Below are 23,054 nucleotides of genomic sequence, written 5' to 3'. Positions count from 1 at the left end.
AGCATGCGTTTTTCCCGATTTTTCATCCGCCGCCCCGTGTTTGCCATCGTGCTGTCCATCCTCATCACCCTGGTGGGTGCAGTATCGGCCATGCGCCTGCCGATCTCGGAGTTTCCCGAGATCGTGCCGCCCACGGTGACCGTGAAGGCCAACTATCCTGGCGCCTCGGCGCAGGAAATCGCCGATACCGTCGCCGCGCCGATCGAACAGGAAATCAACGGCGTCGACGGCATGCTCTACCTGTCCTCGCAATCGGTGGGCGACGGCAAGCTGACCATCAGCGTGGTGTTCAAGGCGGGCACCAACGTCGAACAGGCCCAGTCGCTGGTGCAGAACCGCGTGGCGGTGGCCGAGGCGCGCCTGCCCGATGCCGTGCGGCGCCTGGGGCTGGCCGTCAAGAAGGCATCGCCCGACCAGCTGATGGTGGTGCTGTTCGATTCGCCCAAAGGCACGCGCGACCAGCAATACATTTCCAACTTCATCGGCACGGCCATCAAGGACAAGCTGGCCCGCGTCGAAGGCGTGGGCGACATCTACACGCGCGGTGCGCGCGACTTCTCGATGCGCATCTGGCTCGACCCGGCGCGCGTGGCCTCGCTGGGATTGACGGCGCCGGAAGTGATCGCGGCGGTGCGGCAAGCTAATTCCCAGGTCGCCGGCGGCGTATTGAACCAGCCGCCCGGCGGCAGCGACGGCGCCTTCCAGGTACAGGTGCAGGCGCAAAGCCGCCTGCGCGACGTGGCCGAATTCGAAGCCATCGTCGTGGCCGCCCATGCCGGCGGCGGCGTGGTGCGCCTGCGCGACGTGGCGCGCGTCGAGATGGGCGCGCAGGATTACACGGAAAGCGGCTTCGTCGACAACCGCACGGCCATCGCGCTGAGCATCAGCCTGCTGCCCGGCTCGAACGCGCTGGCCACGGGCGACCGCGTGCTGGACCTGCTGGCCAGGATGGAAGCCGATTTCCCGCAGGACGTCGCCTACCACAGCTATTACAATCCGACTGAATTCATCCGCTCCTCGATCGACAAGGTGCGCGACACCATCTTCGAGGCGGCCCTGCTGGTGTGCCTGGCCATGCTGCTGTTCCTCGGCTCGTGGCGCGCCGCCATCATTCCCATCCTGGCCATTCCCGTGTCCCTCGTCGGCACCTTCAGCGTGCTGGCGGCGATGGGCTATAGCCTCAATACCCTGTCATTGTTCGGCCTGGTGCTGGCCATCGGCATCGTCGTCGATGACGCCATCGTGGTGGTGGAAAACGTCGAGCGGCACATGGAGGACGGCATGAGCCCCGTCGCCGCGGCGCAGCGCAGCATGGACGAAGTGGGCTTTGCCCTGGTCGCCATCGCGCTGGTGCTGGTGGCGGTCTTCGTGCCGACGGCCTTCATCGACGGCATCTCCGGCATGTTCTACCGCCAGTTCGCCGTCACCATCGCCGCCTCCACCGTGATCTCGGCGCTGGTGTCGCTGACGCTGTCGCCGGCCCTGGCCGCGCTGCTGCTCAAGCCGCGACACGATGCCAACAGCCTGGGCGCGCGCTGGATGCGCATTTTCAACCGCGGCTTTTCCCGCCTGACGGGCGGCTACGTGCGGCTGACGGGGCGCATCCTCTCGCGGCGCTGGCTGATGCTGCCCGTGTACCTGCTGCTGGCGGGCTTGACCCTGTGGCGCCTGGACGTGACGCCGCATGGTTTCGTGCCGCAGCTGGACCGCGGCTACGCCATCGTCTCGATCCAGCTGCCGGCCGGTTCGACCCTGGCGCGCACCAGCGAAGTGGTGCAGGATGCCACGGCCCGCCTGTTGAGCCACCCCGGCGTGGCCCACACGGCCGCCTTCGTCGGCACCGATGGCGCCACGTTTACGTCCGCGCCCAACACGGCCGTCATCTTCACCATGTTCAAGGACTTCGGCGCGCGCGCCAGCGATGGCCTGGACGGCCCGGCCATGCTGGCCGCCATGCGCGCCAGGCTGGCGCCCATCAGCACGGCGCGCGTGATGGTGATACCGCCGCCGTCCGTGCGCGGCATCGGCACGGGTGGCGGCTTCAAGCTGATGCTGCGCGACACGGGCGGCCAGGGACCGCAAGCCTTGCAGACGGCCGCGCGCGCCATCGTCGAGGAAGCGGGCAAGCTGCCCTCGGTAACGGGCGCCTTCACGCCGTTCAACGCCATGAGCCCGCAGATCAAGGTCGAGCTGGACCACACCAAGGCCGAATACCTGGGCGTGCCGCTGCTGCGCCTCAACGAAACCCTGCAAAGCTACATGGCGCCCGTGTTCGTCAACGACATGAACCTGATGGGCCGGGTGTGGCGCGTTACCGCCCAGGCGGACGCGCCCTACCGGCGCAGCGTGGCCGACCTGGCAGCCCTGAAGACGCGCACCGCCAACGGCGACATGGTCCCGCTGGGCAGCGTGGCCGCCTTCAGCGAAGGCACGGCGCCATTCCGCGTGCCGCGCTACAACCTGTATCCCGCGGCCGAAATCCAGGGCAGCACCAGGCCTGGCTACTCGACGGGGCAAACCATCGCCGCGATGGAAGAACTGCTCAAGGCGCGCCTGCCGGACGGCTTCGACTACGAGTGGACGGAACTGGCTCTGCAGGAAAAACACGCGAGCGGCAGCACCGGCATGGTGCTGGGCCTGGCCGTGCTGCTCGTATATTTGCTGCTGGCGGCCCTGTTTGAAAGCTGGCTGCTGCCCCTGTCCGTCGTGCTGATCGTGCCCAGCTGCGTGCTGGCCACGCTGGTCGGCGTGTCGTGGCGCGGCCTGGACAACAACGTGCTGACGCAGATCAGCATCGTGGTGCTGATCGGCCTGGCGGCCAAGAATGCCATCCTGATCGTCGAATTCGCGCGCCAGGCGATGGCGGCCGGCGCCGATGCGCGTGAGGCGGCCATCGCCGCCGCCCGCACGCGCCTGCGGCCCATCCTCATGACGTCGCTGGCCTTTTTGCTGGGCGCGATACCGCTGATGCTGTCTTCCGGCGCGGGCGCGGAAATGCGCCAGTCGATGGGCACGGCCGTCTTCGCCGGCATGCTGGGCGTGACCGTGTCCGGCCTGTTGTTTACACCGTTGTTTTTCACCTTGCTGAGCCGGCGCCGCGCGGCGCCTTTGCTGGCGGCCACGCTGCTGGCCTTGGCCGGCTGCAGCGTCGGCACGCCCACGGCGACGCGGGCGCTCGATATTGCGCAGCTGCCGGTCCTGCCCTCGGCAGCCGGCGCACCGGAGCTGCAGGCCGGCGCACCGCCAGCGCTGTGGTGGCAAGCACTGGGCGACGCCAGGCTGGAGCAATTAGTGCAACGCGCCTGGCACGACAATGACGACGTGCGCATCGCCGCCGCGCGCCTGGCCAGCGCCAGCGAATTTGCGCAAGCGGCGCGCGGCGCCCGCCTGCCGGCGGCGGACCTCGATGTCCAGGCCGGGCGCGCGCGTCTGGCGGCGATCGGGAGCCGCGACGGCCAGCCGCACATCGCTTCGCCGGTACAGTGGAACGCCGTCTTCAGCTGGGAACTCGACCTGTTCGGCCGCGTGCGCCACAGCATCGCCGCGGCCGAGGCCACGGCGGACGAACGCGCTGCCGTGCGCGACGACGTGCGGCGCCTGATCCTGGCGCAGGTGGTGGACGCCTACCTGACGCTGCGCGGCGCGCAGCAGATGCGCGCCAGCCTGGAAGAACAATTAGCCAACCAGTCCGGCACCTTGCGGCTGGTGCGCGAGCGCGAAAGCGCGGGCCGGGCCGCGCCGGCCGAACGCATGCGCGCCGAGGCGCAGATGCGCCTGGCCAGCGCCCGCCTTCCCAGTCTGAACTTTGATGAGCGCGCGGCGCGCAACCGCCTGGCGACCCTCACGGGGCAGCGGCTCGATGCGCCGGAACTGGCGGCGCTCGACCAGCCGATGCCGCTGGCGCTGCCGCAGACCCTGCTGACGGATGAACCGGCCCACCTGCTGCTGCGCCGGCCCGACGTGCGCGCGGCCGAACGCGCGCTGGCGTCGGCCAGCGCGCGCGAAGGCGCCGCCATCGCCGAGCGCTTCCCGCGCATCAGCCTGGGCGCGCTGTTCGGCGCCTCCGGAGTGGCCGGCGACTGGCATGACGGCGACGCGGCGCGCTGGCATGCGGGCGCCGCCTTTACCCTGCCGCTGTTCGATGGCGGCACGCGCCGCGCCCGCGCCCGCGCGGCCGGCGCCGACGTGCTGGCCGCGCAGGCCAGCTTCGACAAGGCACTGGCGCTGGCGCTGGAAGAAACCGACAGCGCCATCGCGCAATGGGTGCAGCTGCGCAGCCGCCATGCCGCACTGCGCGAGGCGCACCAGCTGGCGCAGGACAGCGCGCGCCTGGCCAGGGTGCGCTACCAGGAAGGCGCGGAAAGCCTGCTCGGCGTGCTCGAAGCAGAGCGCATCGCGCTGGCCACGCAGGAGCAGCTGGTGACGGCCCACCGCGACGTGGCCATCGCCACGGCCCATGGCTACACGGCCATGGCGGGCGGCTTCGACGGACCGGTGCAGCGCTAGAAGACAGGCGCCGGCGGCGTCAAACGGCGCCGATCTGGCCGGCGCAGGCGTCGACCACGCAGCCGCGCAGCCAGCGGTGGGCCGGGTCGGCATCCATGCGCGGATGCCACATCAGCGACACGGTCAGCTCCGGCATGCGCAGCGGCAGCGCAAAGCTGAACATGCCGGCGCGCAGATTGCCCGTATGCCGTTCCGGCACGGTGGCGATCAGGTCCGAGCCGGCGGCCAGCGCCAGCGCCGCCGTGAAGCCGCCGACGATGCTGGCGATCGTGCGCTGCAATCCCAGCGCGGCCAGCGCATCGTCCATCGGCCCCGTATCCTGGTCGCGCCGCGCCACCAGCACATGCTGGCCGGCCGCATAGCGCTCGGCGCTGATCTCGCCTTGCGCCAGCGCATGGCCGCTGCGCACCACGCCCACGAAACGGTCGCCGAACAGCCTGCGCGTGCGCACTTCCGGGCTGGTAAGACTGCCGATCACGCCCGTTTCCAGGTCGATGCTGCCCTCGCGCAGCTGCACGCTTTCGCGGTCTAGCTTTTGCACGAAGCGCAAACGCACGCCCGGCGCTTGCGCGCCGATATGCGCGAGCAACGCCGGACCGAAATTTTCCACGAAACCGTCGCTCGCACGCAGCGTGAAAGTCTGCTCCAGCTGGCGCGGATCGAGCTGCTGCGCCGGCCCCAGCACGCCCAGCACCTCGTTCAACAGGGGGCCAACTCTTGCGCGCAGCTCCAGCGCGCGCGGCGTGGGCACCAGTTCACGGCCGGCGCGCACCAGCAGCGGATCGCCGGTCGTCTCGCGCAGGCGCGCCAGGGCGCGGCTCATGGCCGATGGACTCAAACGCAAGCGCCGCGCGGCGCGCGTGACGCTGCCTTCGGCCAGCAGCGCATCGAGGGTGATCAACAGGTTCAGGTCGGGTAGCGACATGGTTTTTACCTGAGCACGCGTTGCTGGCGCTTACTCGCCCTGCTCCGGCGCGCGGCCAATCTCGCCGTCGATATTGGCCAGGAACCAGGCCAGCGACGACATCAGCGCCACGTTGCGCTTCAGGTTATCCGGGTCGACCTTGTCCAAGGTGTCGGCCGCCGTGTGGTGGTAGTGGAAGTAACTGTGGCTATCGACCAGCGGCTCGAAGCTGGGCACGCCGCCCGTTTCCAGGCGGTGCAAGTCGCCCGTGCCCAGCGCCTCGCGGCGCGTGAACGCGTGCGCGCCCATCGGCAGCAGCGCCGCGCGCAGGGGCGCGAACAGTTTTTCCGACTTCGGCCCCACGCTGGCGAGGATGCCGAACGGGCGGCCGGCGCCGCTGTCCATCTCGATGGCCGCGTATTGCTTGCCGAGCGCCTGCTTGTGGGCCTCGAAATAGGCCTGGCCGCCACGGCCGCCGTTTTCCTCGTTCATCCAGGCGATCACGCGGATGGTGCGGCGCGGGCGGTAGTCGAGCTTTTTCAGGGTCTCCACCACGCCCATGGCCGCCACCACGCCGGCGCCGTCGTCGTGCGCACCGGTCGCCAGGTCCCAGGAATCGAGGTGGCCCGAAACCACCACCACTTCGTCGGCCTTGTCCGTGCCCGGCCAGTCGGCGATGACGTTGTAGCTGTCCGCTTCCGGCAGGTTTTGCGGCGTCAGGGTCAGGTGCATTTTCAGAGGGCCGCGTGCGGCCAGGCGGCCCATCAGCAAGGCGTCTTCCACAGTGACGGCGGCGGCGGGAATGCGTTTATTGTCGTCGAGACCCGTGGCGCCCGCATGCGGAATGCGGAAGTCGGCGCCGCCGACCGAGCGCACCAGCGCGGCGGCCGCGCCCAGGTCGGCCGCCGCCTTCGGTCCGAGGAAGCGCGAGCGCGAACCCTGGCCGTAGGTGACGCCGGCCAGGCCCCGTTCGGCCATCTCCTGGTCGAACGGCGTGTCGATCAGCACGATAGCGCCCTTCACTTCCGCCGCGCGGGCCTTGAGTTCTTCCAGGCTTTTGACGATGATCACGGGCGCCGTCAGGCCGGCGGCCGGCGTGGCGCCGGAGCCGCCCAGAGCGGTGAGCACCACGCGCTGGCTGACGCCCTGCGGACGGCCGGCGTAGTCGACGATTTCCGCCGTTTCCACGCCGCGCACCCAGTGCGGCACTTTCACGGGCTGCAGGGTGACTTTGGCGCCCAGCTGGCGCATGGTGTCGGCCACTTGCTGCACGGCGGCGGCGGCGCCGGCGGAGCCGGACAGGCGCGGGCCGATCAGATCCGTCATGTCGGCCAGGCGGGCATACGCCCAGTCGCTTTGCAGCGCGGTGTCGCGCACCTGTGCCAGCGCTTGCGGCGTATTGCCTGGCGCGGCGGCAAAGGCGCCGGCGCTGACGATGCAGCCAAGGGCAAGGGATACTGCGGAACGGCGCAGTGGCGCGCCAGTCAGGATGCTATGCATGTGTTCAAATCCAGTCTACGAGGTCGGAGCGGGTACGCCGTGGCCATGGGCAAGGCGCGACTTTTTCTACGATAGCGTATTTATTCTGTCATTGCAGCAACTTTTACGGCATCGATTGCCTGTTTCCCCAAGAGTCGATTACCATCAGGATCGTGATCGCTACCGGAAACCGCCATGCTCAAGGGAACACTCTGTACCGTCCGGCATTTGCAGGCCGCCGACCTGAATACCTATATTTCCCTCGTCAACGACCTGCCTTCGCGCGGCGAGTTTTTCTCGATGCAGTTCAAGTCGCCCGAGGCCATGCGACGCGACTTCCTGCAATCGGGCTTCGTGACAGAGGATAGCGAACTGTTCCTCATCGAAGATCACGCCCAGCACATCATCGGCACGATCACGCACTTCAAGAGCCGCACGCCAGCCTCGCGCGAGATCGGCTACCGCCTGTTCGACCGGCAGCGGGACGGACGCGGCTACATCAGCGAAGCGACGCGCCTGTTGGTCGACTACCTGTTCAACGCCTATCCGTATCACCGGCTGGAACTGCTGATGGACCCGCTGAACATCGGTTCCGAGCGCATCGCGCAAAAGAATGGCTTTACCCAGGAAGGCTTGCTGCGCCAGGCCTTCTTTATCAATGGCGTGATGCGCGATGTCAAAATGTACAGCCTGCTGCGTCCCGAATGGCAGGCACGCCTGCGCTGACTTGTTACCGCCGGGGCAGGATTGTAATAAGTTGTATTAGACGTGGAACATGCCGGCGACAGCAGATATAGTCCACTCCATGCAGATCATTGTGATCTCGCCGGAATGGAAGGAAATGCCATGTTGAACAAGAAACTCCTGGGTGCGGTAATGGTAGCGGCAGTGGCTGTGTCTTCGGCCGCAGTCGCCGGTGACCGCGACTTCAATACCGTTGCAGGCGCCGTTGTCGGAGCGGCCATTGGCAACAGCACCGGCGGCCGCAATGGCGCGATCGTCGGTGGCGTGCTTGGCGCCGCCGTCGGCAACAGCATCAGCACGAATGACCGTTATTACGACCGTGGCGGTTATCGCGGCGGTTACCGCGAAACCTATTATGCGCCTGCGCCGCAGCCCGTGTACTACGCCCCTGCCCCGCAGCCAGTATATTACGCGCCGCCACCACGCTATTACGGCCCGCCTGCTGTCGTCTACGTGCAACCGGGCCGCGGCTACTACCGCGACCATGGCCGCCGCGACTATTATGACCACGACCATGGCCGTGGCCACGGCTGGGGCCATCGCCGTTAAGCACCGCCCTGCACTTGCACCATGAAAAACCTGCGCCAGCCTGCTGCCGCAGGTTTTTTTGCGAAATGAGCAAGGTATCGCGCCCACACAATATCGGCTAAGCTGTGTCCTATGATCAACATTGCTGGCCGCCTGGACCGCACCAACCGATGCATTTAATCAAAGACGAGCTCGACTTCGGCGCCTGGCTCGATGCCGCCGCTGGCACCAGCGTAGGTGCCGGCCCCCTGCCGCGCCGCGAAAACCAGGACAACTTCCTGCTGATCGACGCCAGCGGCCACGCCGTCTGCCTGTCGCGGCAGGCGCCGTTCCACTGCCAGGTGCCGGGCTGGCCGCGCGGCCACGTGCGCGCCGCCGTGCTCGACGGCATGGGCGGCCACGGCCACGGGCGCGAAGCGGCGGAAGCGGCCGTGCAAGGCTTGCTGGCCATGCCCGCCTGCCTCGACACGGTCAGCCTGGCGACCAGGCTCGACGAGTTGCACACACGGCTGCAGGACAGTTTCGCCAGTGCCGCGCCAGCCCAGGCGCGACCGCCCGGCACCACCCTGACCTTGCTGGAAGTGCCGCCCGGCGAAGCGCCGCTGCTGTATCACGTGGGCGATTCGCGCCTGTATGAAATCGCCGACGGCACGGCCAGCATCCTCACCGTGGACCACGTGCCGGCCACCGTGTACGCCATGCGCGGCGCGCTCGACGAGATGCGCTGGCGTGCCGCCGTGCATGGCGAGCACCATCCGCAAATCTCGCAGGCATTCATTTTAGGTAACGCCATCAGCGACAGCTTGCAGCTCGACAAGCCCCTGCGCAGCCTCGATGCAGCCACCTTGCCGCCCTTCCTCGCGCACCTGGGCGACCGCCGCGTGCTGCGCGTGCGGCCCGGCGCCCACTATCTGCTGGCCAGCGATGGTTTCTGGGCTTGCGAGGATCCGCCAGCTCTCACGGCCCGCTGGCCCGCCCTGTGTGCCGGCAAGACTGCGGCACAGGCCGTCAGCGCCCTGTTCGACGATTTCCTCTCGCATCCGCCAAAAGGCTTGCATAGCGACAACATTACCGTGGTGGCGCTGCGCTTCGATGCGGAATTCACCGCCCCAGGCGGCTAGCAGCCAGATAACCGGCCGACGCCGACACGGACGACAGCACGGCGCCCCAGGCCATGTCGATCACCGTCAAGGCCAGCGGCCAGTCGCGCAAGGTCGCATAGTTGCTCAAATCATAGGTGCCGTAGGCAAGCAGGCCGAGCAGCGCCCCCAGCGCTGCCGCCGTGCGTCCGCGGCGCACGCGCAGGCCGGGCAAGATGGCGAAGACCAGCAATCCCGCCACGTACAGCAAATAAAACAGCACGGCCGGCGCCCAGCGGGGAGACTCCGCCAGTAACGGCCCCAGCGCCGCGGCGTACACGGGTTTCATCAGCACCGCCAGCCACAGGGCATCGATGGCCAGGAATACGCACAAGGTGGCGCCATAGGCTATGGCAAGCTGGAACGGACGTTGGACAGGCATGGTCGTCTTTCGGCGTCAGGCGGCGTGTGGGGTAACGGTTGCACCAGCATAATGCAAAAATGCCGCGAGGCTCGCATCGCGCGCCTAAAATGCCCAGCCGGCACGCACGCGCATCGGTGGGAAAGAAATTCCATGCGATATCAAATTACATATCTAGAAAGATATAAAATGTGTTTTTGAGCAATAGTTTCCATGGCAGGCATGACAAGCTGTGATCAGGCGCATGAATTTGGGTAAAAAGAGCGCATTCCGGTGTCGTGAAAGTTGCCAAGCAAGCGCAAAAGCGCGTAAGCTCTCATGTATAACAGAGGGCAAAATGTCCCCGCTCGATTCGAGTCAGAATGTCATGAAAAAATGCAGCAACCCGGAGCACCCGCACTGTACGTTCTGGGTCTTGCCTGGGGAAACAGTCTGCGCGGGCAACCACCCGCAAGCAACGACTGCCCCCAGCAGCTACGACCTGTTGACCGCACTGCGCAGCGCCCGTTCCGAGCCATCGGCAACGGAGAATGCGCACGCCCCTGCTGCTGACGCCGTTACCGCACCGCTGATGGGCATAGTCGCGCCAGCGCTGCCCAGCCGCATTCCCACGGCGATGCCGGCGTCCACGCCAGCGGCTTCGCCTGCCGCCGTCGCCACGGTTGCCACAGCCGCCCATCCTGCTTACCAGCCCGTGCAAGCCCACCTGCACATCAGCGGCTTCGATCCGCGCGCGGCAGGCGGACGGCAAACCTTAAAAATGGAATTGCGCGGCATGAGCGCCGCCTGCGCGCCGCAGCTGACCTTGCGCCTGCGCTCGGACCTGATCCCGCGCGGCCACGTGCAGCATGATTTCGTGCGCACCACGCGCGGCGACTGGCGTCCCGTATTTGTCGAGTTTTCCTCGCGCAACAAGGAACACGGGCAATACCAGATCGAAGTCGAAGTACACAGCCACGTCGATGGCGCCGTGGCGCAGAAATGGGTATGCACGTTTGTCATCCTCGTGCCACGCCGCGACGCCACCCTGACGGAGATCCACCAGATCTTCCTCAGCACCCACAAGAACGTGCGCGTGATGGCCGACGACGCGTCGATTGCCCGCGTCACGGGCGGCGACGGCTGCAACCTTGACGTGACGGCACGCAATGCCGGCATTGCCCACGTGGACCTGTCTGCGCCACAAGGCAAGATCGACATGGGCTTTACCACCATCGCCTGGGACGAAGAGTTGATCGAGGTCGACCTGCCCGCCGCCAGCCACTGCCATCCGCACCCGAGCCAGGCCGCCTGCCTCGTCAATGCGGCGCCGGAAGCGGGTGAACAGCGCCAGATCCGCCTGTTCGCGCTGGAAGAATGCATGCTGGGGCGTTTTGAACTGGTGGACCCGGAAGCCGATGTGCTGCTCAGTCATTTCAGTCCCGACGGCCAGGACAACAATGGCTTGACGCGCCGCCTGTCGGGCCGCCACGCCATCATCCGGCGCGGCCAGCAAGGCTTTGAAATCGAGGACGTATCGCGCTATGGCGTGCTGCTCGACGGCGTGTGGCCCGGCAAGCACAAGCCCGTCGCCCTGCGCCTGGGCATGCGCATCGAATTATCTGCCAGCATCAAGGGCATCGTCGTGCTCAGCGTCACGGCCCTGCTCGCGCACGGCGTGATCCTGCACCGCATCGACCACGGCGCCCGCGCCGAGTGTTTTTACCTGCTGCTGCCAGAAGCCCAGCCCACGCCGGCAAGCCACCTTGCCACGCCGCAGGCCAGCTGCCTGCCCGTGCTCTTCCACCGCAACGGTGGTTTCTGGCACATCGATACGGCCAGCGGCAAGGAAACCGCGCTGGCCCCTGCCACCGCGCTCGACAAGCTCAGCGGCTTTGCGCGCCATAACCGCTTCGCCAGCGAACCGTATCCCGAATGCTGGATCATCCGCACCGAAGGCGCGGCGCTGTGCGACAGCGTACTAACCGCCTGATACAACGGCTCTCAAACACTAGCTAGCGCGGTACCAGTACCAGGAAAATCATCGACAGCCCAAAAATAAACACCGCTTCCAGCGTAAATACGATGGCGGGAATCTGTAATTCGCGCGGGATTTTCATGGCGACACCTCTTCAAAACACAGGACTGCTTTCAGCATAGCGCGCCCTGCGCCGATTGCATTATCAGCCGCACAACACACTTGACCGCCCGGCATGACTTGCCGAGTCCGCTGGCCAAGCTCTCCCGACACACAATTTAACAAATTATCGGCCGATATTCTGCAAATAGCACCCCTCCAAGCCCTTGCATACTGTATATTCATCCAGTTAATATCCCCTGCATTTCACACAACGCCACGCATGGCGTTTTACATTTTCTATGGCTTCCAACAAAGCGCATCATGCGACCGGTTGGGCTGCCGGCGTGATCGCCGCGGCCCTGGTCGCGCACGCTGGCGCCGGTGGTCCCTATCAAGTGCTGAGCATGCTCGCCTTTGTCATGGGCGCGCTGGGCGGCACGGCGCCGGACTGGCTGGAAGTGGCTTGGTGGGCGCGCACGCACCGGCTGTGGATCACGCACCGCACATGGACGCACTGGGGCCTGGCGTGGATCGCCCTGCTCGTCTACACCTACCTGCAATTGCCGCACCACCTGTGGGCGCCGCCCCTGTTCGGCTTTGCCGCCGGCGGCATCATGCATTTGCTGGCCGACTGGCCCAATCCGCTGGGCGTGCCGTGGATCTTCCGCCGCCACTCGCTGCGCTGGTGGAAAAGCGGCCGCCACGACATCATCGTCATCATCGCCGCCTGGCTGGCCGCCACCATCGTGGCCGATCACGTGTTTTTTGACGGCATCCACCTGCGCCGCACTGTGCTGGCGCTGGACAGCCTGCTGCACTGGTCCGCTGGCGCACTCCAGACGGCTTGGGCAAATCTGCAACAATGGCAGCTGCGCTGGCGCCTGGGCGGCGACGCCAATTGACGCCGGCAGCGTGGCAATGTGATAATGAGTATCATTCTCAAACAGCCCAGCCAGCCGGCACCCCGCGTTCCGTCAGCCCAGCCCTTTCCTTGCCTGGAGAACGCAGTGAGTACCGTCAGTCCCGTCCATGCCGTCCACCTGAAAACCCTGTACAGCGAGCACCACGGCTGGCTGTATGGCTGGCTGCGCGGCAAGCTGGGCAACCGCGCCGAGGCGGCCGACCTGGCGCAGGATACGTTCTTGCGCCTGATGGGCAAGCGCGAGGTGACACCGCTGGCGCCCCTGCGCGAGCCGCGCGGCTACCTGGCGACCATTGCGCGCGGCTTGCTGATCGACCGCTACCGGCGCCAAGCGCTGGAGCAAGCTTACCTGGAAGCGCTGGCGCAGCAAGCCGAGCCTGTATCGATGTGCGCCGAAACGCATGCCATCATTATCGAAACCCTGCTCGCCATCGACCGCCTGCTCGACGGCCTGGGTGCCCGCACGCGGGCCATCTTCCTGCTGGCGCAGATCGAAGAACTGAGCTACGTGGACATCAGCCGGCGCCTCGGCGTCTCCCTGCCCACCGTAAAAAAGCACCTGGTGCGCGCCTATACGGAATGCCTGATGCTGGCGGCCGCCTGATGTTCGCCGCATCCGCCTCCCCTTCGTCGCCTATCCCCCGCAAGGTGCTGGCCGCCGCCGCCCACTGGCATGTGGAGCTCCAGTGCGGCGGCGCCGACCCGGCAGCGCTGCAGGCATGGCGCGACGCCAGCGCAGAACATGAACGGGCCTGGGAGCTGCTGCAGCGTATGGACGGCCAGTTGGGCGCGATACCGGCAGCACTGGCGATTCCCGCCCTGCAGGCGGCGCAGCAGCGCCGGCGCGCGGCCGCCAAGATACTCGCGCTGCTGGTGGCAGCCGGCGGCGGCATCGCGCTGGGCCAGGTGGGCCTGCAATCGGACCCATGGCAAGCCCTGACGGCGTCCTTGCGCACGGCGCCGGGCCAGCGCCGCCACGTCACCCTCTCCGATGGCGGGCGCCTGGAAGTGAATACGGATAGCGCCCTGGATGTCGCTTACAGCGCCACGCACCGCCGCATCCGCCTGCATCATGGCGAAATCATGATCACGACGGCGCCCGACCCTCGCCCCTTCCTCGTCGACACGCCGCACGGCGTGATCCGCGCGCTGGGTACGCGCTTCGGCGTGCGCTGCGATGGCGATGGCAGCACCGTCAGCGTCTACGAACATGCCGTGGAAGTGCGCTGCGCGGCGCGCCCGGATGCCGTGCGGCGTCTGGAAGCTGGACAGCAGTTACGCTTCAGCGCAACTGGCGCGGATGACGTGCAGACCATGCCTGCGCACCAGGACAGCTGGCTGCGCGGCATGCTGGTGGCGGCCGATTGGCCGCTGCAACAACTGGTTGCGGAACTGGCGCGCTACCGGCGCGGGCGTCTCGTCTGCGACACCAAAGTGGCGCGCCGCCCCGTCACGGGCACCTACCGCCTCGACGATATCGACGCCGTGCTGGAAAGCCTGTGCGCCTCGCACGGGCTGCAAGTGACGTACTTCACGCGCTACTGGGCCACGGTGGCGGCCCGCTCCTCGTAATTATTTTCAGTTTTTTTGCGCCAGGGGTTGGTGTTTCGCTGCGCTGCTTCGGCTTCCTAGTTAAGTAGCCAATTCACGTAGCCGATTCACACGCCAATTCTTATCCCTTTAGAGCAGAAAGACCGAGCATGCAGCTGACCACCCCCGTCCTCCATCCCGCCGCGCGCGCCATCCGCCTGGCCGTCATCGCCATGGCTTGCGCCGCCCCCGCCGCCTTTGTCGCAGCACCCGTCCTGGCGCAAGGCCAGGCTGCCGCTGCAGCACCGCAAGCCTACGCCGTGCCAGCCGGCCCGCTGGCCACCGCCCTGAACGACTTTGCCGTCGCCGCCGGCGTCAGCCTGTCGACCGATCCTGCGCAGACGCGGGGCCTGCGCTCGCCCGGCGTGCGCGGCAGCTTCAATGTCGGCCAGGGTTTTGCCCAGGTGCTGGCCGGCAGCGGCCTGGAAGCCGTGCAACTGCCGAACGGCGCCTATGTGCTGCGCCAGGCAGCGCCAGCGTCCGCAGCGGCGGCCGGCGTGGAAAAGACCATGGCGCCCGTGACTGTCAGCGCCAGCATGGAGCGCGACCCCGTCAGTGAGCACAGCAACTCGTATGCGGCGCGCGCCGTCACCGTCGGCAAGGGCGTGCAAACCCTGCGCGAAATTCCGCAATCCGTCAGCGTCGTCACGCGCCAGAAGATGGACGACCAGAACCTCAACACCATCGACGCCGTCCTGGCCAATACCACCGGCATCACCATGTACGACAGCCCCATGGGCGGACGCTATGTGTATTCGCGCGGCTTCATGGTCGACACTTACCAGTTCGATGGCGTCAACCGCGCCATGTTCTACCCGCAGGCGAACAGTTTTACCAGCAACACGGCCATGCTCGATCGCGTCGAAATCGTGCGCGGCGCCACGGGCCTATTGCAGGGCACCGGTTCGCCGGGCGCCGCCATCAACATGGTGCGCAAGCGCCCGCTGGCTGAAAAACAGGTGCAGCTGGCGCTCAGCGCGGGCCGCTGGAACGACGTGCGCGGCGAGGTCGACGTCACCGGCGCCCTGAACGAAGCGGGCAGCATTCGCGGCCGCGTCGTGGCCGCGCACGACCAGCGCGATTATTTTTATGACGTGGCCGACAGCCGCACGGACGTGCTGTACGGCGTGCTGGAATTCGACCTGGCGCCGGGCAGCAAGCTGACGACGGGCGCCAGCTACGAAAAACTGAAGTCAACGCCGTTTTTCTCGGGCATGCCCCGCTACCTCGATGGCAGCGACCCGAAACTGCCCCGCTCGACCTACCTGGGCGCGGACTGGAATCGCTGGGACAGCCGCCAGACGGCCGCCTTCGCCGAATTCGAACACCGCTTCGATGCCGACTGGTCGCTCAAGGCCAGCGCCAATTACACGCGCGAACAGCATGACGTGAAATACATGTTCAACCTGGGCGCGCTCAATCCCGCCACCATGGCCGGCATGATGATGTACGCTGGCGTGTTCGACTACGGCACCACCAACAAGGGACTCGACCTCTCGCTCGATGGCAAATTCAACGCCTTCGGCCGCCGCCATGGCTTCAGCGCCGGCGTCAGCACGAACCGGCTGGAAAGCGACAGCGATTACAGCCTGGCCAGGATGCTGCTGCCCAATAGCGCGCTGCAACCCAATCACGGCGTGGCGGAACCGAGCGATGCCTGGATACGCAAGGAACAATATGGCGGCGGCCACAGCCTGACCACCATGACACAGACGGGTGCCTATGGCGTGGCCCGATTCAGCGTCAGCGACCCGCTCACCGTGGTGGCGGGCGCGCGCGTGTCGAACTACAAATCGAGCAGCGTGTACCGCGACACGGGCGAGGTGTATCTCGATCCGTCCCGCGAAAACGGCGTCGTCACGCCGTATGGCGGCGTCATTTACGCGTTCGACAAGCGCTGGTCCGGCTACGCCAGCGTCTCCGACATCTTCCAGCCGCAAAACCAGCGCACGGCCGAAGGCGCCCTGCTTGAGCCGCTGAAAGGGCGCAACCTGGAGGTGGGCGTGAAAGGTGAACTGTTCGACGGCAAGGTCAATACCTCGCTGGCGCTGTTCCGCATCGAGCAGCGCAACCGCGCCGAGGCAGATCTGGTCAATATCTGCACCAGCGGCACGGAGTGCTATTTCTCGACCGGCAAGGTGCGCAGCGAAGGCGTCGATGCGGAAATCAGCGGCGAAGTGACGCCGGGCTGGCAGCTGTTCGCCGGCTACACCCTGAACAACTTCAAATACCTGGAGCAGACGTCGGACGCAGGCGTGATGTTCGCCAGTACCTACTCGCCGCGCCATATGCTGCGCGCGTGGAGCGACTACCGCCTGCCCGGTGCCTTGCAGAAGTGGAGCGTGGGCGGCGGCGTGAACTTCCAGACGGAGAGCTCGCGCACGACGCGCGACGTGAAGGTGGCGCAAGGCGCGTATGCCTTGTGGAGCGCGCGCGCCGCCTGGCAGATCGACCGCAACTGGACGGCGTCGCTGTCCGTGACGAACTTGCTCGACAAGCGCTACTACCAGACGGTGAGCGCGCCGGCGTGGGGCAATTTCTATGGCGAGCCGCGCAAGGCGCAACTGACCTTGCGCGCGCGCTTCTAAACGAAACGCCTATGCCGAAGGACGCAATGGCGCCTTCGGCAGCGGGATGAATTCCGTCTCGCCCGGCACACTGCCCATGCGCTGGGCGGTCCAGTCGTCGGCCGCCTGCGACAATCGCTCCTTGCTCGACGAGACGAAATTCCAGAACAGGAAGCGGTGGCCGTCCAGCGGCTCGCCGCCGATCACGACGAACTGCACCGGGCCGCCGCCTGCCGTCACCACGGGCGCGGCACCAGCTTCCAGCAAGGCCATGGTGTGCGGCACCAGCGCCACGCCATCGACCAGCACATCCCCGCTGATCGGATAAATCGCCGCTTCCGCCGGCAAGCCTTCCAGGCGCAACTCGCGCCCCGCCTGCAGCGCCACGTCCAGGTACACCGTCTGCATGTAGGTGCGCACGGGCGAGGTCTGGCCAAAGGCCGTGCCGATCAACACCTTCACGACGGCGCCATCGAGCGGCACCACGGGAATGTCGGCCTGCGGCGTGTGCGTGAAACTCGGTTCATCCTCTTCGTGCGCCTTCGGCAGCGCGGCCCACAGCTGCAAGCCGTGCGTGCGGTGCGGCTGACCCGCCAGGTCCTGTGGCGTGCGTTCCGAATGCACGATGCCGCGCCCGGCCGTCATCCAGTTGATGGCGCCCGGCTCGATGCGCTGGTACGAGCCGATGCTGTCGCGGTGGTCGATCGCGCCCTCGAACAGATAGGTGACGGTGGCCAGGCCGATATGCGGATGCGGGCGCACGTCGTGGTTGGCGTCGGGCGCTACGTCGATGGGGCCGAAATGGTCAAAGAAAATGAAGGGGCCGACGGCCTGTTTGACGGCGGAAGGCAACAGGCGCCGCACGACGAAGCCGCCGCCCAGATCCTTTTCGTGGCTTTTCAGGATCGCCGCGCTCATGCCAGCACCGTCGTCACTTCGGTGGTCACGGCCGTCATCAATTTATGCAGCGGGCATTTGCCGGCCGCGGCCAGCAATTCCTGGCGCTGCGCATCCGTCAGCTCGCCCGTCAGGTGCAGGGTGGCGGCCAGGCGGTACACACCCTTGCGCTCTTCGCTGGCATCGCGTTCGGTCGACACTTCCACGTGCTCCAGGGGGATGCCCTTGTGTTTGGCATACCAGACGACGGTGAGCGCCTTGCAGGCCGACAGGGCCGCGTCATACAGGTCGTGCGGCGACGGGCCGGCATCGCCGCCCCCTTCGGCCACCGAGGCGTCGGCGGAAATGATGTGATCGCGCACGTGCACGATGTGGCGCATGGCTTGCGACTGGTCGCGGATGGCTTTGATGGTCATGGCGTTCCTTGGTGCGTTTGGAAAGCCACAATTTACACCGTTTGCCCGCTTTGCGCAGCCGGCTCCCCAGCTACCTGGTCATTTGATACGGAACAGGGCGTCGGTGGGCAGGCGAAGACGATGGACACTCCAGCACGGTTAAGGTGCATGCAGTATCCCTCAAGATGACCGATATGATAATAAGTCAGTCGAGCGTGCGCGCCACCCTGAAGCCCACGATGTCGTTCGACAGCACGGTGGAAAAGCCGTTGCGCAGGGCCGAGCGCAAATAGCGCGGGTGGTACAGCCAGGAGCCGCCGCGCAGGATGCGCCGGCTGCTGTCGCTGCCCTCTTCCCACGCGCTGCCGTCGACGGGCGCGCCTTCGTAATTATCGTGCACCACGTCCTGCACCCATTCCCACACATTGCCATGCATGTCGAACAGGCCCCAGGAATTCGGCGCGAATGTTCCCAGCGGCGTGGTGCCGCCCCGATACACGCCGCGCGGGCCGCCGTTGTACACATACAGGCCGTCGTAATTGGCTTGCTCCGTGCTGATGGTGTCGCCCACGTTGAAGGTCGTGCGCGAGCCGGCACGGCACGCGTATTCCCATTCCGCTTCGCTGGGCAAGCGGTACTGGCGGCCCGTGCATTCGCTCATCCACGCCAGGTACAGCTGCGCGTCATTCCAGCTCACGCCCACCACCGGGTGCTGCTCGTTCTGCACGAAGCCAGGATTATCCCAGTCCGTTTCCGACCCGCCCGCCCAGCCGGTCGCCTTGACGAAGGCGCGCCATTCGCCCACGCTGACGGGGTGGCGAGCCAGCGCGAACGGGCGCTCGATGCCGACCCAGTGCTGCGGCATTTCGCGTTCGAGCCACGTCTTTTGCGAGCCGGCCTGCATGGCCGCCTTGTGTTCCGTCTCGTGCGCGCCCATCTGGAAGCGGCCGCTGGGAATGAGCACCAGTTCCGGCCCCTGTCCCGCGCCATCGAGAAAATCGTCGCGCAAGATGCCTTCGGCATTGGCCACCGGTTCCGCGTGTTCCGTTTCCGGCACCGGCGCGGATGCCTGCACAGGGACAGATGCGGTCGCGGCGCGGCTGGCCTCTTCCTTGCGCGCGCGCTCCTGCTCGGCCCGATATGCCGCCTCGGCCTTGGCGACGATGGCCTTGCGCTGCAATTCCTGGTGTTCCTGCAAGGCCGTGGCGGCATCGGCTTCGCGGCGCGCGCGCAGCTGACCGCGCAACGCTTCCTTGCGCAACTTGCGCGCCTCTTCCGCCTCGAAATGGCGCTGCGCTTCCTGTTCGCGGCGCAGTTTGTCCTGCCGCTGCTTTTCCAGCACGGCGGCCTGGATTTCCGCCTTGCGGCGCTGATCCAGTTCTTCCTGGCGTATGCGGGCTCGCTTGATCTCTTCCTCGCGCGCCTGCTCGGCGGCCAGCGCCGCCTCCCGCTGTTGCTGCGCCTGCTGCGCCGCGCGCGCCTGCTGCTGGCGCGCCTGTTCCGCCAGTTCTTCGGGCGATGGCCCGGCCGCGCGTTCCAGCCCTTCCAGCAAGGCTTGCACGGATTGGGGCCGCAATTCCGCCGTCAGCGAAAAACCGTTCTGCAGCACTTGCCACTGTTGCGCGTTGAGCGCTTGCGGCTTTGAAGGCAAATGGCTGGCGCTACGCATGTCGTCGAACGGCATGCGCCCTTCCAGCATCTGATAGATCATCACGGCCACCGCATACACGTCCAGGCGCGGGCTGGGCTGGCGCTGGTTGGCGCCGGCTTCGGGCGCCCGGTAGCCGTGCGTGCCCGCGTTCGGCATCTCCAGCGCCAGGCTGCTGTCCGCATTGCGCACCCGCGTGGCGATGCCGTAGTCGAGCAGCTTGACGTCGCCCTTCGCCGTCAGGAAGACATTGCCTGGCTTGATGTCGCGGTGCACCAGCTTGTGCTTTTCCCAGGCATACGACAGCGCTTCGGCCACCGGCTGCAACAGTTCCTGCACCGTGGACAGCGGCAGCGCACCCTGGCGGCCCAGATAGTGTTCCAGGTCTTCGCCATCGAGGCATTCCATGATGATGAAATAGCTGGCCGTGGCCGGGTCCTGCGCCCATTCGTAGACGCGCACGATGTTTTCATGCGCGAGTTTTCTCGCCTGGGTCGCTTCCTCGATCAGCAGCTTGGCGTGCGTGGCGCTTTGCGTCAGTTGCGGCGGCAATATCTTCAGCGCCACCATTTCGCTGCTGCCCAGTTCCGCGTGCGTGGCCAGGTCGGTGGCTTGCCACACCTGCCCCATGCCGCCCGTGCCGATCAGCCGTTCGAGCCGGTAGCGGCGGTTTTGCGGACCGATTTCCTGGCCCGTCATGAAGCCCAGCTCCGTGCCCTGGCGCACGGGCAGCGGCGCGGCCACAGGTGCGGCGCCTGGCGGCGCGTACTCGGCGTCGAGGATGGCGTTCTTGCGGCGTTCAAATTCCTGCTCGCTGAGCAGCCCGTCGTCGTGGAGGGCGCGCAGTTCCCGCAGCTTGTCTCGTGCTTTTTGCATCATCTGGAGTGAAACGCTTCCGTCAAGGCTGCAGGGCGACGCCGCAGGCGGCGCAGAATTTATCTTCCGGATGGCCCGCGCGCTGCGCGTGGCCGTTCTTGCAGCGGGCCGGCGCTGCAGAGGCGGCGCCCGGCTGCAGCGCCTGCGCCACGGCCACGCCCAGCTGCGCCTGCGCCGACAAGCCATGCGCGTGCGCCGCGTTCTGCAGGTTGATCAGATCGAGCTGCTGGCGCCGCTCGCGTTCCGCCTGGCCTTCCAGGTAGCTGCGCTCCTGCGCCACGCTGTCCTGCGCCATGCGCATGGCGTCCAGCGGGGCGACGCTGCTCTCGGCCGCCGCCAGCGCCGCCAGCGCGTGAATCTGCTCGGCACTCATGCCCGCCTGCAGCTGCACTTTCAGCACCTGCGCCAGCGCGGCCGCGTTCTGCCCGGCGGCCATGGCCACCTTGCCCGTGTCGCTCAGCGAGCCGATTTTCTCGATGCGGTCGATGTCGATGCGCGCCAGTTCGGCCGCATGCGCCTGCTGCGCCAGCAGGGCTTCGTACTCGCCCTTCCAGCGCGCGTAATCGCTTTCGCGCTGCTGGGCCATGGCCAGCAAGTCGCGCTGCCATTGCGCTTCCTGCTCCAGCTGGCGCAGCTGCTGGCGCTGCTCCTCGATGGCCAGCGCGTCGAGCTGCGCCAGCTGCGTTTGCTGCTGCAGCTGGCGCGCGTGCACGCCATCGGCCTCAATGGTGCGCAGCAGCTTTTCCTGCTGCGCGATGGCGTCTTCGCGCGCGCCGCCACGCCGCAGCGCCGCGACTTTTTCCGCGATTTCCGTCGCCTGCACCTGGGCCGCTTCATCCTTGTGCGCCTCGGCGCGCAGCAGTTCGCGCTGGCGCGCCAGCTGCATCTGCTCTTCCCACTCCTGTACCCGCTCGGCCTCGCGCTTGCGCGCCGCGTTGGCCAGCATCAGGCCCTGCCAGGCTGCCTGGTGCTGCTCCGCCTCCAGCTGCGCCTCGCGTTGGGCCGCATCCGCCTCCGCCTGACGCAGGCGCGCCAGCTGGGTGCGGCGACCCGTCTCGTCGTCGATCAGCAGCGCGCTTTCCACTTGCTGCGCGATCGACTGCAGGTGCACCTGATGCGTAAAGCGCTGCTGCGCCAGCTGGATCTGTTCGCGCCCATGCAGCTGCGACAGTTCCAGCTCGCTGCGCATCTTGATGGCGGCCAGCGCGCGCACGTGTTCCCAGTTGGCCGCTTCGTCGGCGTGCTGCGCGCCCTTCTGCGCCAGTTCCTGTTCCAGCTCGCCGAGCGCCAGCGCGGCGCCATGGTCGAGCGCCTGGCGCCGCGATTTCGCTTCCAGGATGCGGCCATACAGGTCGATCTGGCGCCCGCGCAGCGCTTGCAGGCGCTCCGCTTCCTGGTGGTTCAGTTCCGCCTTTTCCAGCGTCGCATCCTGCTGCAATTCCGCGCGGCGGTGTGCGTGGCGCGCTGCCAGTTCCTCGCGGCGGATGCGCTGCCACTCTTCCTCGTCATACAGCTGGTCGAGCTGCTTCATGCGTTCCAGACTGTGTTGCTCGAGTTCCTGCGCCGGCAAGCCGCCCAGCCACAGGGTACCGATGGAGGCATCGCCATTGCCCTCGCGTTTGTCGTGGCGCAAACTCAGCGTTTCCACGCGCGCCACGGCCAGGCCGCTGGGCGCCAGTCGCTGCGTCAGCGCCGATTGCAGGCGTTCGTTCAATTCGGGCCGCAGGTCGGCATTCGCGTCCATCTCGACCAACGCGCGGCTGCCGATGAATTCCAGCGCAATCTGGCGCACGGACGGCAGCAGCAAGGCGTGCAGGTGGGCCCGCGTGACGGCGCCCGGCGCGCGCATGAACTGGCGCGCGAACGCATCGGGCTGGCCCAGCCCGATATCGACACGCAGGGACGCGGCAACGTTCAGCAGTTCCGAGCTGGCCAGGCCAGGCAAGTCGAAGTCCAGGCTGACGGCGTCGGCGCGCGCGATCAGCACTTCGGCCGGACGCGCCGGCAGCAGCGCGGGCAGGCGCGCAAAGAAGGCGGCGCTGTCGTAGTCGCCGGCCGGTATCAAGGTGAAAGCGTCCGATTGCACGATCCAGGCGCGCGACTCGGCCGGCACCTGCAGGCGGCGCGCGGCGCTGCCGAACAACGAGGACAGTTCACGCACGCCGAAGAACAGGGCTAGTTGCCCTTCAGCAAGATGCCATTGGTTGGCATGCAGCACCGCGTCGCTGTCGGGTGCCCCCAGCGACAAGCCGCATTGCGCGCAATAGCCGGCGGCAGCGCCGTTCTTGTGCTCGCAGCGCGGGCAGCGGGCGCCGCCAAAACCAAACAATTGGAACATGTGTGACTCCTGATGAGAATGATTGTGCGCGCAACACGGCTGCCATGCCGATTCTAGCAGGATAGCCGGGCTTCACTTGCCGCGCACAGCATGGGCACGGC

Annotated in this window: 16 protein-coding genes; 9 read left to right on the top strand and 7 right to left on the bottom strand. The window is 66.8% G+C overall.

Translation table 11 applies throughout. The annotated features are described in order from the left end of the window. Nucleotides 1–3 precede the first annotated feature (3 nt). Nucleotides 4–4,506, top strand: a complete 4,503-nt coding sequence (locus CSQ93_RS15275; RefSeq protein ID WP_099378765.1) for an efflux RND transporter permease subunit — start codon at nucleotides 4–6, stop codon at nucleotides 4,504–4,506. Between the two features lie 19 nt (nucleotides 4,507–4,525). Here the strand turns inward: CSQ93_RS15275 and CSQ93_RS15270 are convergent, their stop codons facing one another. Both CSQ93_RS15270 and CSQ93_RS15265 read right to left on the bottom strand, forming a co-directional pair. Beyond that, nucleotides 4,526–5,431 (bottom strand): LysR family transcriptional regulator, encoded by a 906-nt coding sequence (locus tag CSQ93_RS15270; protein WP_099378764.1) that lies wholly within the window; start codon nucleotides 5,429–5,431, stop codon nucleotides 4,526–4,528. A 30-nt stretch (nucleotides 5,432–5,461) separates the two neighbouring features. Then, entirely contained in the window at nucleotides 5,462–6,910 is a 1,449-nt protein-coding gene (locus CSQ93_RS15265; RefSeq protein WP_099378763.1) for a M20/M25/M40 family metallo-hydrolase, read from the bottom strand. Between the two features lie 174 nt (nucleotides 6,911–7,084). Here CSQ93_RS15265 and CSQ93_RS15260 point away from each other — a divergent pair, with 174 nt between their 5' ends. From CSQ93_RS15260 to CSQ93_RS15250, 3 genes are all read left to right on the top strand, one after another. After that, entirely contained in the window at nucleotides 7,085–7,615 is a 531-nt protein-coding gene (locus tag CSQ93_RS15260; protein ID WP_099378762.1) for a GNAT family N-acetyltransferase, read from the top strand. A gap of 120 nt (nucleotides 7,616–7,735) precedes the next feature. Then, a complete protein-coding gene (locus CSQ93_RS15255) occupies nucleotides 7,736–8,182 on the top strand; it encodes a glycine zipper 2TM domain-containing protein (protein WP_099378761.1) in 447 nt (148 codons plus the stop codon). Between the two features lie 149 nt (nucleotides 8,183–8,331). Beyond that, nucleotides 8,332–9,282, top strand: coding sequence for a PP2C family protein-serine/threonine phosphatase (locus CSQ93_RS15250; protein WP_099378760.1), 951 nt, complete (start codon nucleotides 8,332–8,334; stop codon nucleotides 9,280–9,282). On the opposite strand, the gene CSQ93_RS15245 is transcribed toward CSQ93_RS15250, so the two are convergent. Then, nucleotides 9,263–9,682, bottom strand: a complete 420-nt coding sequence (locus CSQ93_RS15245; protein ID WP_099378759.1) for a DUF2177 family protein — start codon at nucleotides 9,680–9,682, stop codon at nucleotides 9,263–9,265. The two genes, CSQ93_RS15250 and CSQ93_RS15245, sit on opposite strands and share 20 nt — an antisense overlap. Before the next feature lie 346 nt (nucleotides 9,683–10,028). On the opposite strand from CSQ93_RS15245, the gene CSQ93_RS15240 reads away from it, so the two are divergent. The 5 genes from CSQ93_RS15240 to CSQ93_RS15220 all read left to right on the top strand — a co-directional run bounded on the left by CSQ93_RS15240 (nucleotide 10,029) and on the right by CSQ93_RS15220 (nucleotide 16,820). Then, entirely contained in the window at nucleotides 10,029–11,633 is a 1,605-nt protein-coding gene (locus tag CSQ93_RS15240; RefSeq protein WP_233516197.1) for an FHA domain-containing protein, read from the top strand. Between the two features lie 386 nt (nucleotides 11,634–12,019). Then, nucleotides 12,020–12,622, top strand: a complete 603-nt coding sequence (locus tag CSQ93_RS15235) for a metal-dependent hydrolase (RefSeq protein ID WP_099378758.1) — start codon at nucleotides 12,020–12,022, stop codon at nucleotides 12,620–12,622. Nucleotides 12,623–12,727: 105 nt separating this feature from the next. Next, a complete protein-coding gene (locus CSQ93_RS15230; protein ID WP_233516196.1) occupies nucleotides 12,728–13,246 on the top strand; it encodes a sigma-70 family RNA polymerase sigma factor in 519 nt (172 codons plus the stop codon). Beyond that, nucleotides 13,246–14,214, top strand: a complete 969-nt coding sequence (locus tag CSQ93_RS15225) for a FecR domain-containing protein (protein ID WP_158301241.1) — start codon at nucleotides 13,246–13,248, stop codon at nucleotides 14,212–14,214. The genes CSQ93_RS15230 and CSQ93_RS15225 overlap by 1 nt, the downstream gene beginning before the upstream one ends. Before the next feature lie 128 nt (nucleotides 14,215–14,342). Further along, a complete protein-coding gene (locus CSQ93_RS15220; RefSeq protein ID WP_099378755.1) occupies nucleotides 14,343–16,820 on the top strand; it encodes a TonB-dependent siderophore receptor in 2,478 nt (825 codons plus the stop codon). A gap of 9 nt (nucleotides 16,821–16,829) precedes the next feature. Here CSQ93_RS15220 and CSQ93_RS15215 read toward each other — a convergent pair whose 3' ends face one another. The 4 genes from CSQ93_RS15215 to CSQ93_RS15200 form a co-directional block, all read right to left on the bottom strand. Continuing rightward, nucleotides 16,830–17,717, bottom strand: coding sequence for a pirin family protein (locus CSQ93_RS15215; RefSeq protein ID WP_099378754.1), 888 nt, complete (start codon nucleotides 17,715–17,717; stop codon nucleotides 16,830–16,832). Next, nucleotides 17,714–18,112, bottom strand: a complete 399-nt coding sequence (locus tag CSQ93_RS15210; protein ID WP_099378753.1) for an OsmC family protein — start codon at nucleotides 18,110–18,112, stop codon at nucleotides 17,714–17,716. Before CSQ93_RS15210 ends, CSQ93_RS15215 begins: the two co-directional genes overlap by 4 nt. A gap of 184 nt (nucleotides 18,113–18,296) precedes the next feature. Then, nucleotides 18,297–20,618, bottom strand: a complete 2,322-nt coding sequence (locus CSQ93_RS15205) for an SUMF1/EgtB/PvdO family nonheme iron enzyme (RefSeq protein WP_099378752.1) — start codon at nucleotides 20,616–20,618, stop codon at nucleotides 18,297–18,299. A 19-nt stretch (nucleotides 20,619–20,637) separates the two neighbouring features. Further along, nucleotides 20,638–22,953, bottom strand: coding sequence for a hypothetical protein (locus CSQ93_RS15200; protein ID WP_099378751.1), 2,316 nt, complete (start codon nucleotides 22,951–22,953; stop codon nucleotides 20,638–20,640). Between the last annotated feature and the right edge of the window lie 101 nt (nucleotides 22,954–23,054).

The sequence above is a fragment of the Janthinobacterium sp. BJB426 genome, from assembly GCF_002735705.1.
Classification (GTDB): domain Bacteria; phylum Pseudomonadota; class Gammaproteobacteria; order Burkholderiales; family Burkholderiaceae_D; genus Janthinobacterium.
This window is presented reverse-complemented; position numbering and strand designations above follow the sequence as displayed.

What these genes read in the sequence shown, in the direction of transcription:
- CSQ93_RS15275 (WP_099378765.1), top strand. Translation starts at nt 4, where the DNA reads ATGCGTTTTTCCCGATTTTTCATCCGCCGCCCCGTGTTTGCCATCGTG.
- CSQ93_RS15270 (WP_099378764.1), bottom strand. Translation starts at nt 5,431, where the DNA reads ATGTCGCTACCCGACCTGAACCTGTTGATCACCCTCGATGCGCTGCTG.
- CSQ93_RS15265 (WP_099378763.1), bottom strand. Translation starts at nt 6,910, where the DNA reads ATGCATAGCATCCTGACTGGCGCGCCACTGCGCCGTTCCGCAGTATCC.
- CSQ93_RS15260 (WP_099378762.1), top strand. Translation starts at nt 7,085, where the DNA reads ATGCTCAAGGGAACACTCTGTACCGTCCGGCATTTGCAGGCCGCCGAC.
- CSQ93_RS15255 (WP_099378761.1), top strand. Translation starts at nt 7,736, where the DNA reads ATGTTGAACAAGAAACTCCTGGGTGCGGTAATGGTAGCGGCAGTGGCT.
- CSQ93_RS15250 (WP_099378760.1), top strand. Translation starts at nt 8,332, where the DNA reads ATGCATTTAATCAAAGACGAGCTCGACTTCGGCGCCTGGCTCGATGCC.
- CSQ93_RS15245 (WP_099378759.1), bottom strand. Translation starts at nt 9,682, where the DNA reads ATGCCTGTCCAACGTCCGTTCCAGCTTGCCATAGCCTATGGCGCCACC.
- CSQ93_RS15240 (WP_233516197.1), top strand. Translation starts at nt 10,029, where the DNA reads ATGAAAAAATGCAGCAACCCGGAGCACCCGCACTGTACGTTCTGGGTC.
- CSQ93_RS15235 (WP_099378758.1), top strand. Translation starts at nt 12,020, where the DNA reads ATGGCTTCCAACAAAGCGCATCATGCGACCGGTTGGGCTGCCGGCGTG.
- CSQ93_RS15225 (WP_158301241.1), top strand. Translation starts at nt 13,246, where the DNA reads ATGTTCGCCGCATCCGCCTCCCCTTCGTCGCCTATCCCCCGCAAGGTG.
- CSQ93_RS15220 (WP_099378755.1), top strand. Translation starts at nt 14,343, where the DNA reads ATGCAGCTGACCACCCCCGTCCTCCATCCCGCCGCGCGCGCCATCCGC.
- CSQ93_RS15215 (WP_099378754.1), bottom strand. Translation starts at nt 17,717, where the DNA reads ATGAGCGCGGCGATCCTGAAAAGCCACGAAAAGGATCTGGGCGGCGGC.
- CSQ93_RS15210 (WP_099378753.1), bottom strand. Translation starts at nt 18,112, where the DNA reads ATGACCATCAAAGCCATCCGCGACCAGTCGCAAGCCATGCGCCACATC.
- CSQ93_RS15205 (WP_099378752.1), bottom strand. Translation starts at nt 20,618, where the DNA reads ATGATGCAAAAAGCACGAGACAAGCTGCGGGAACTGCGCGCCCTCCAC.
- CSQ93_RS15200 (WP_099378751.1), bottom strand. Translation starts at nt 22,953, where the DNA reads ATGTTCCAATTGTTTGGTTTTGGCGGCGCCCGCTGCCCGCGCTGCGAG.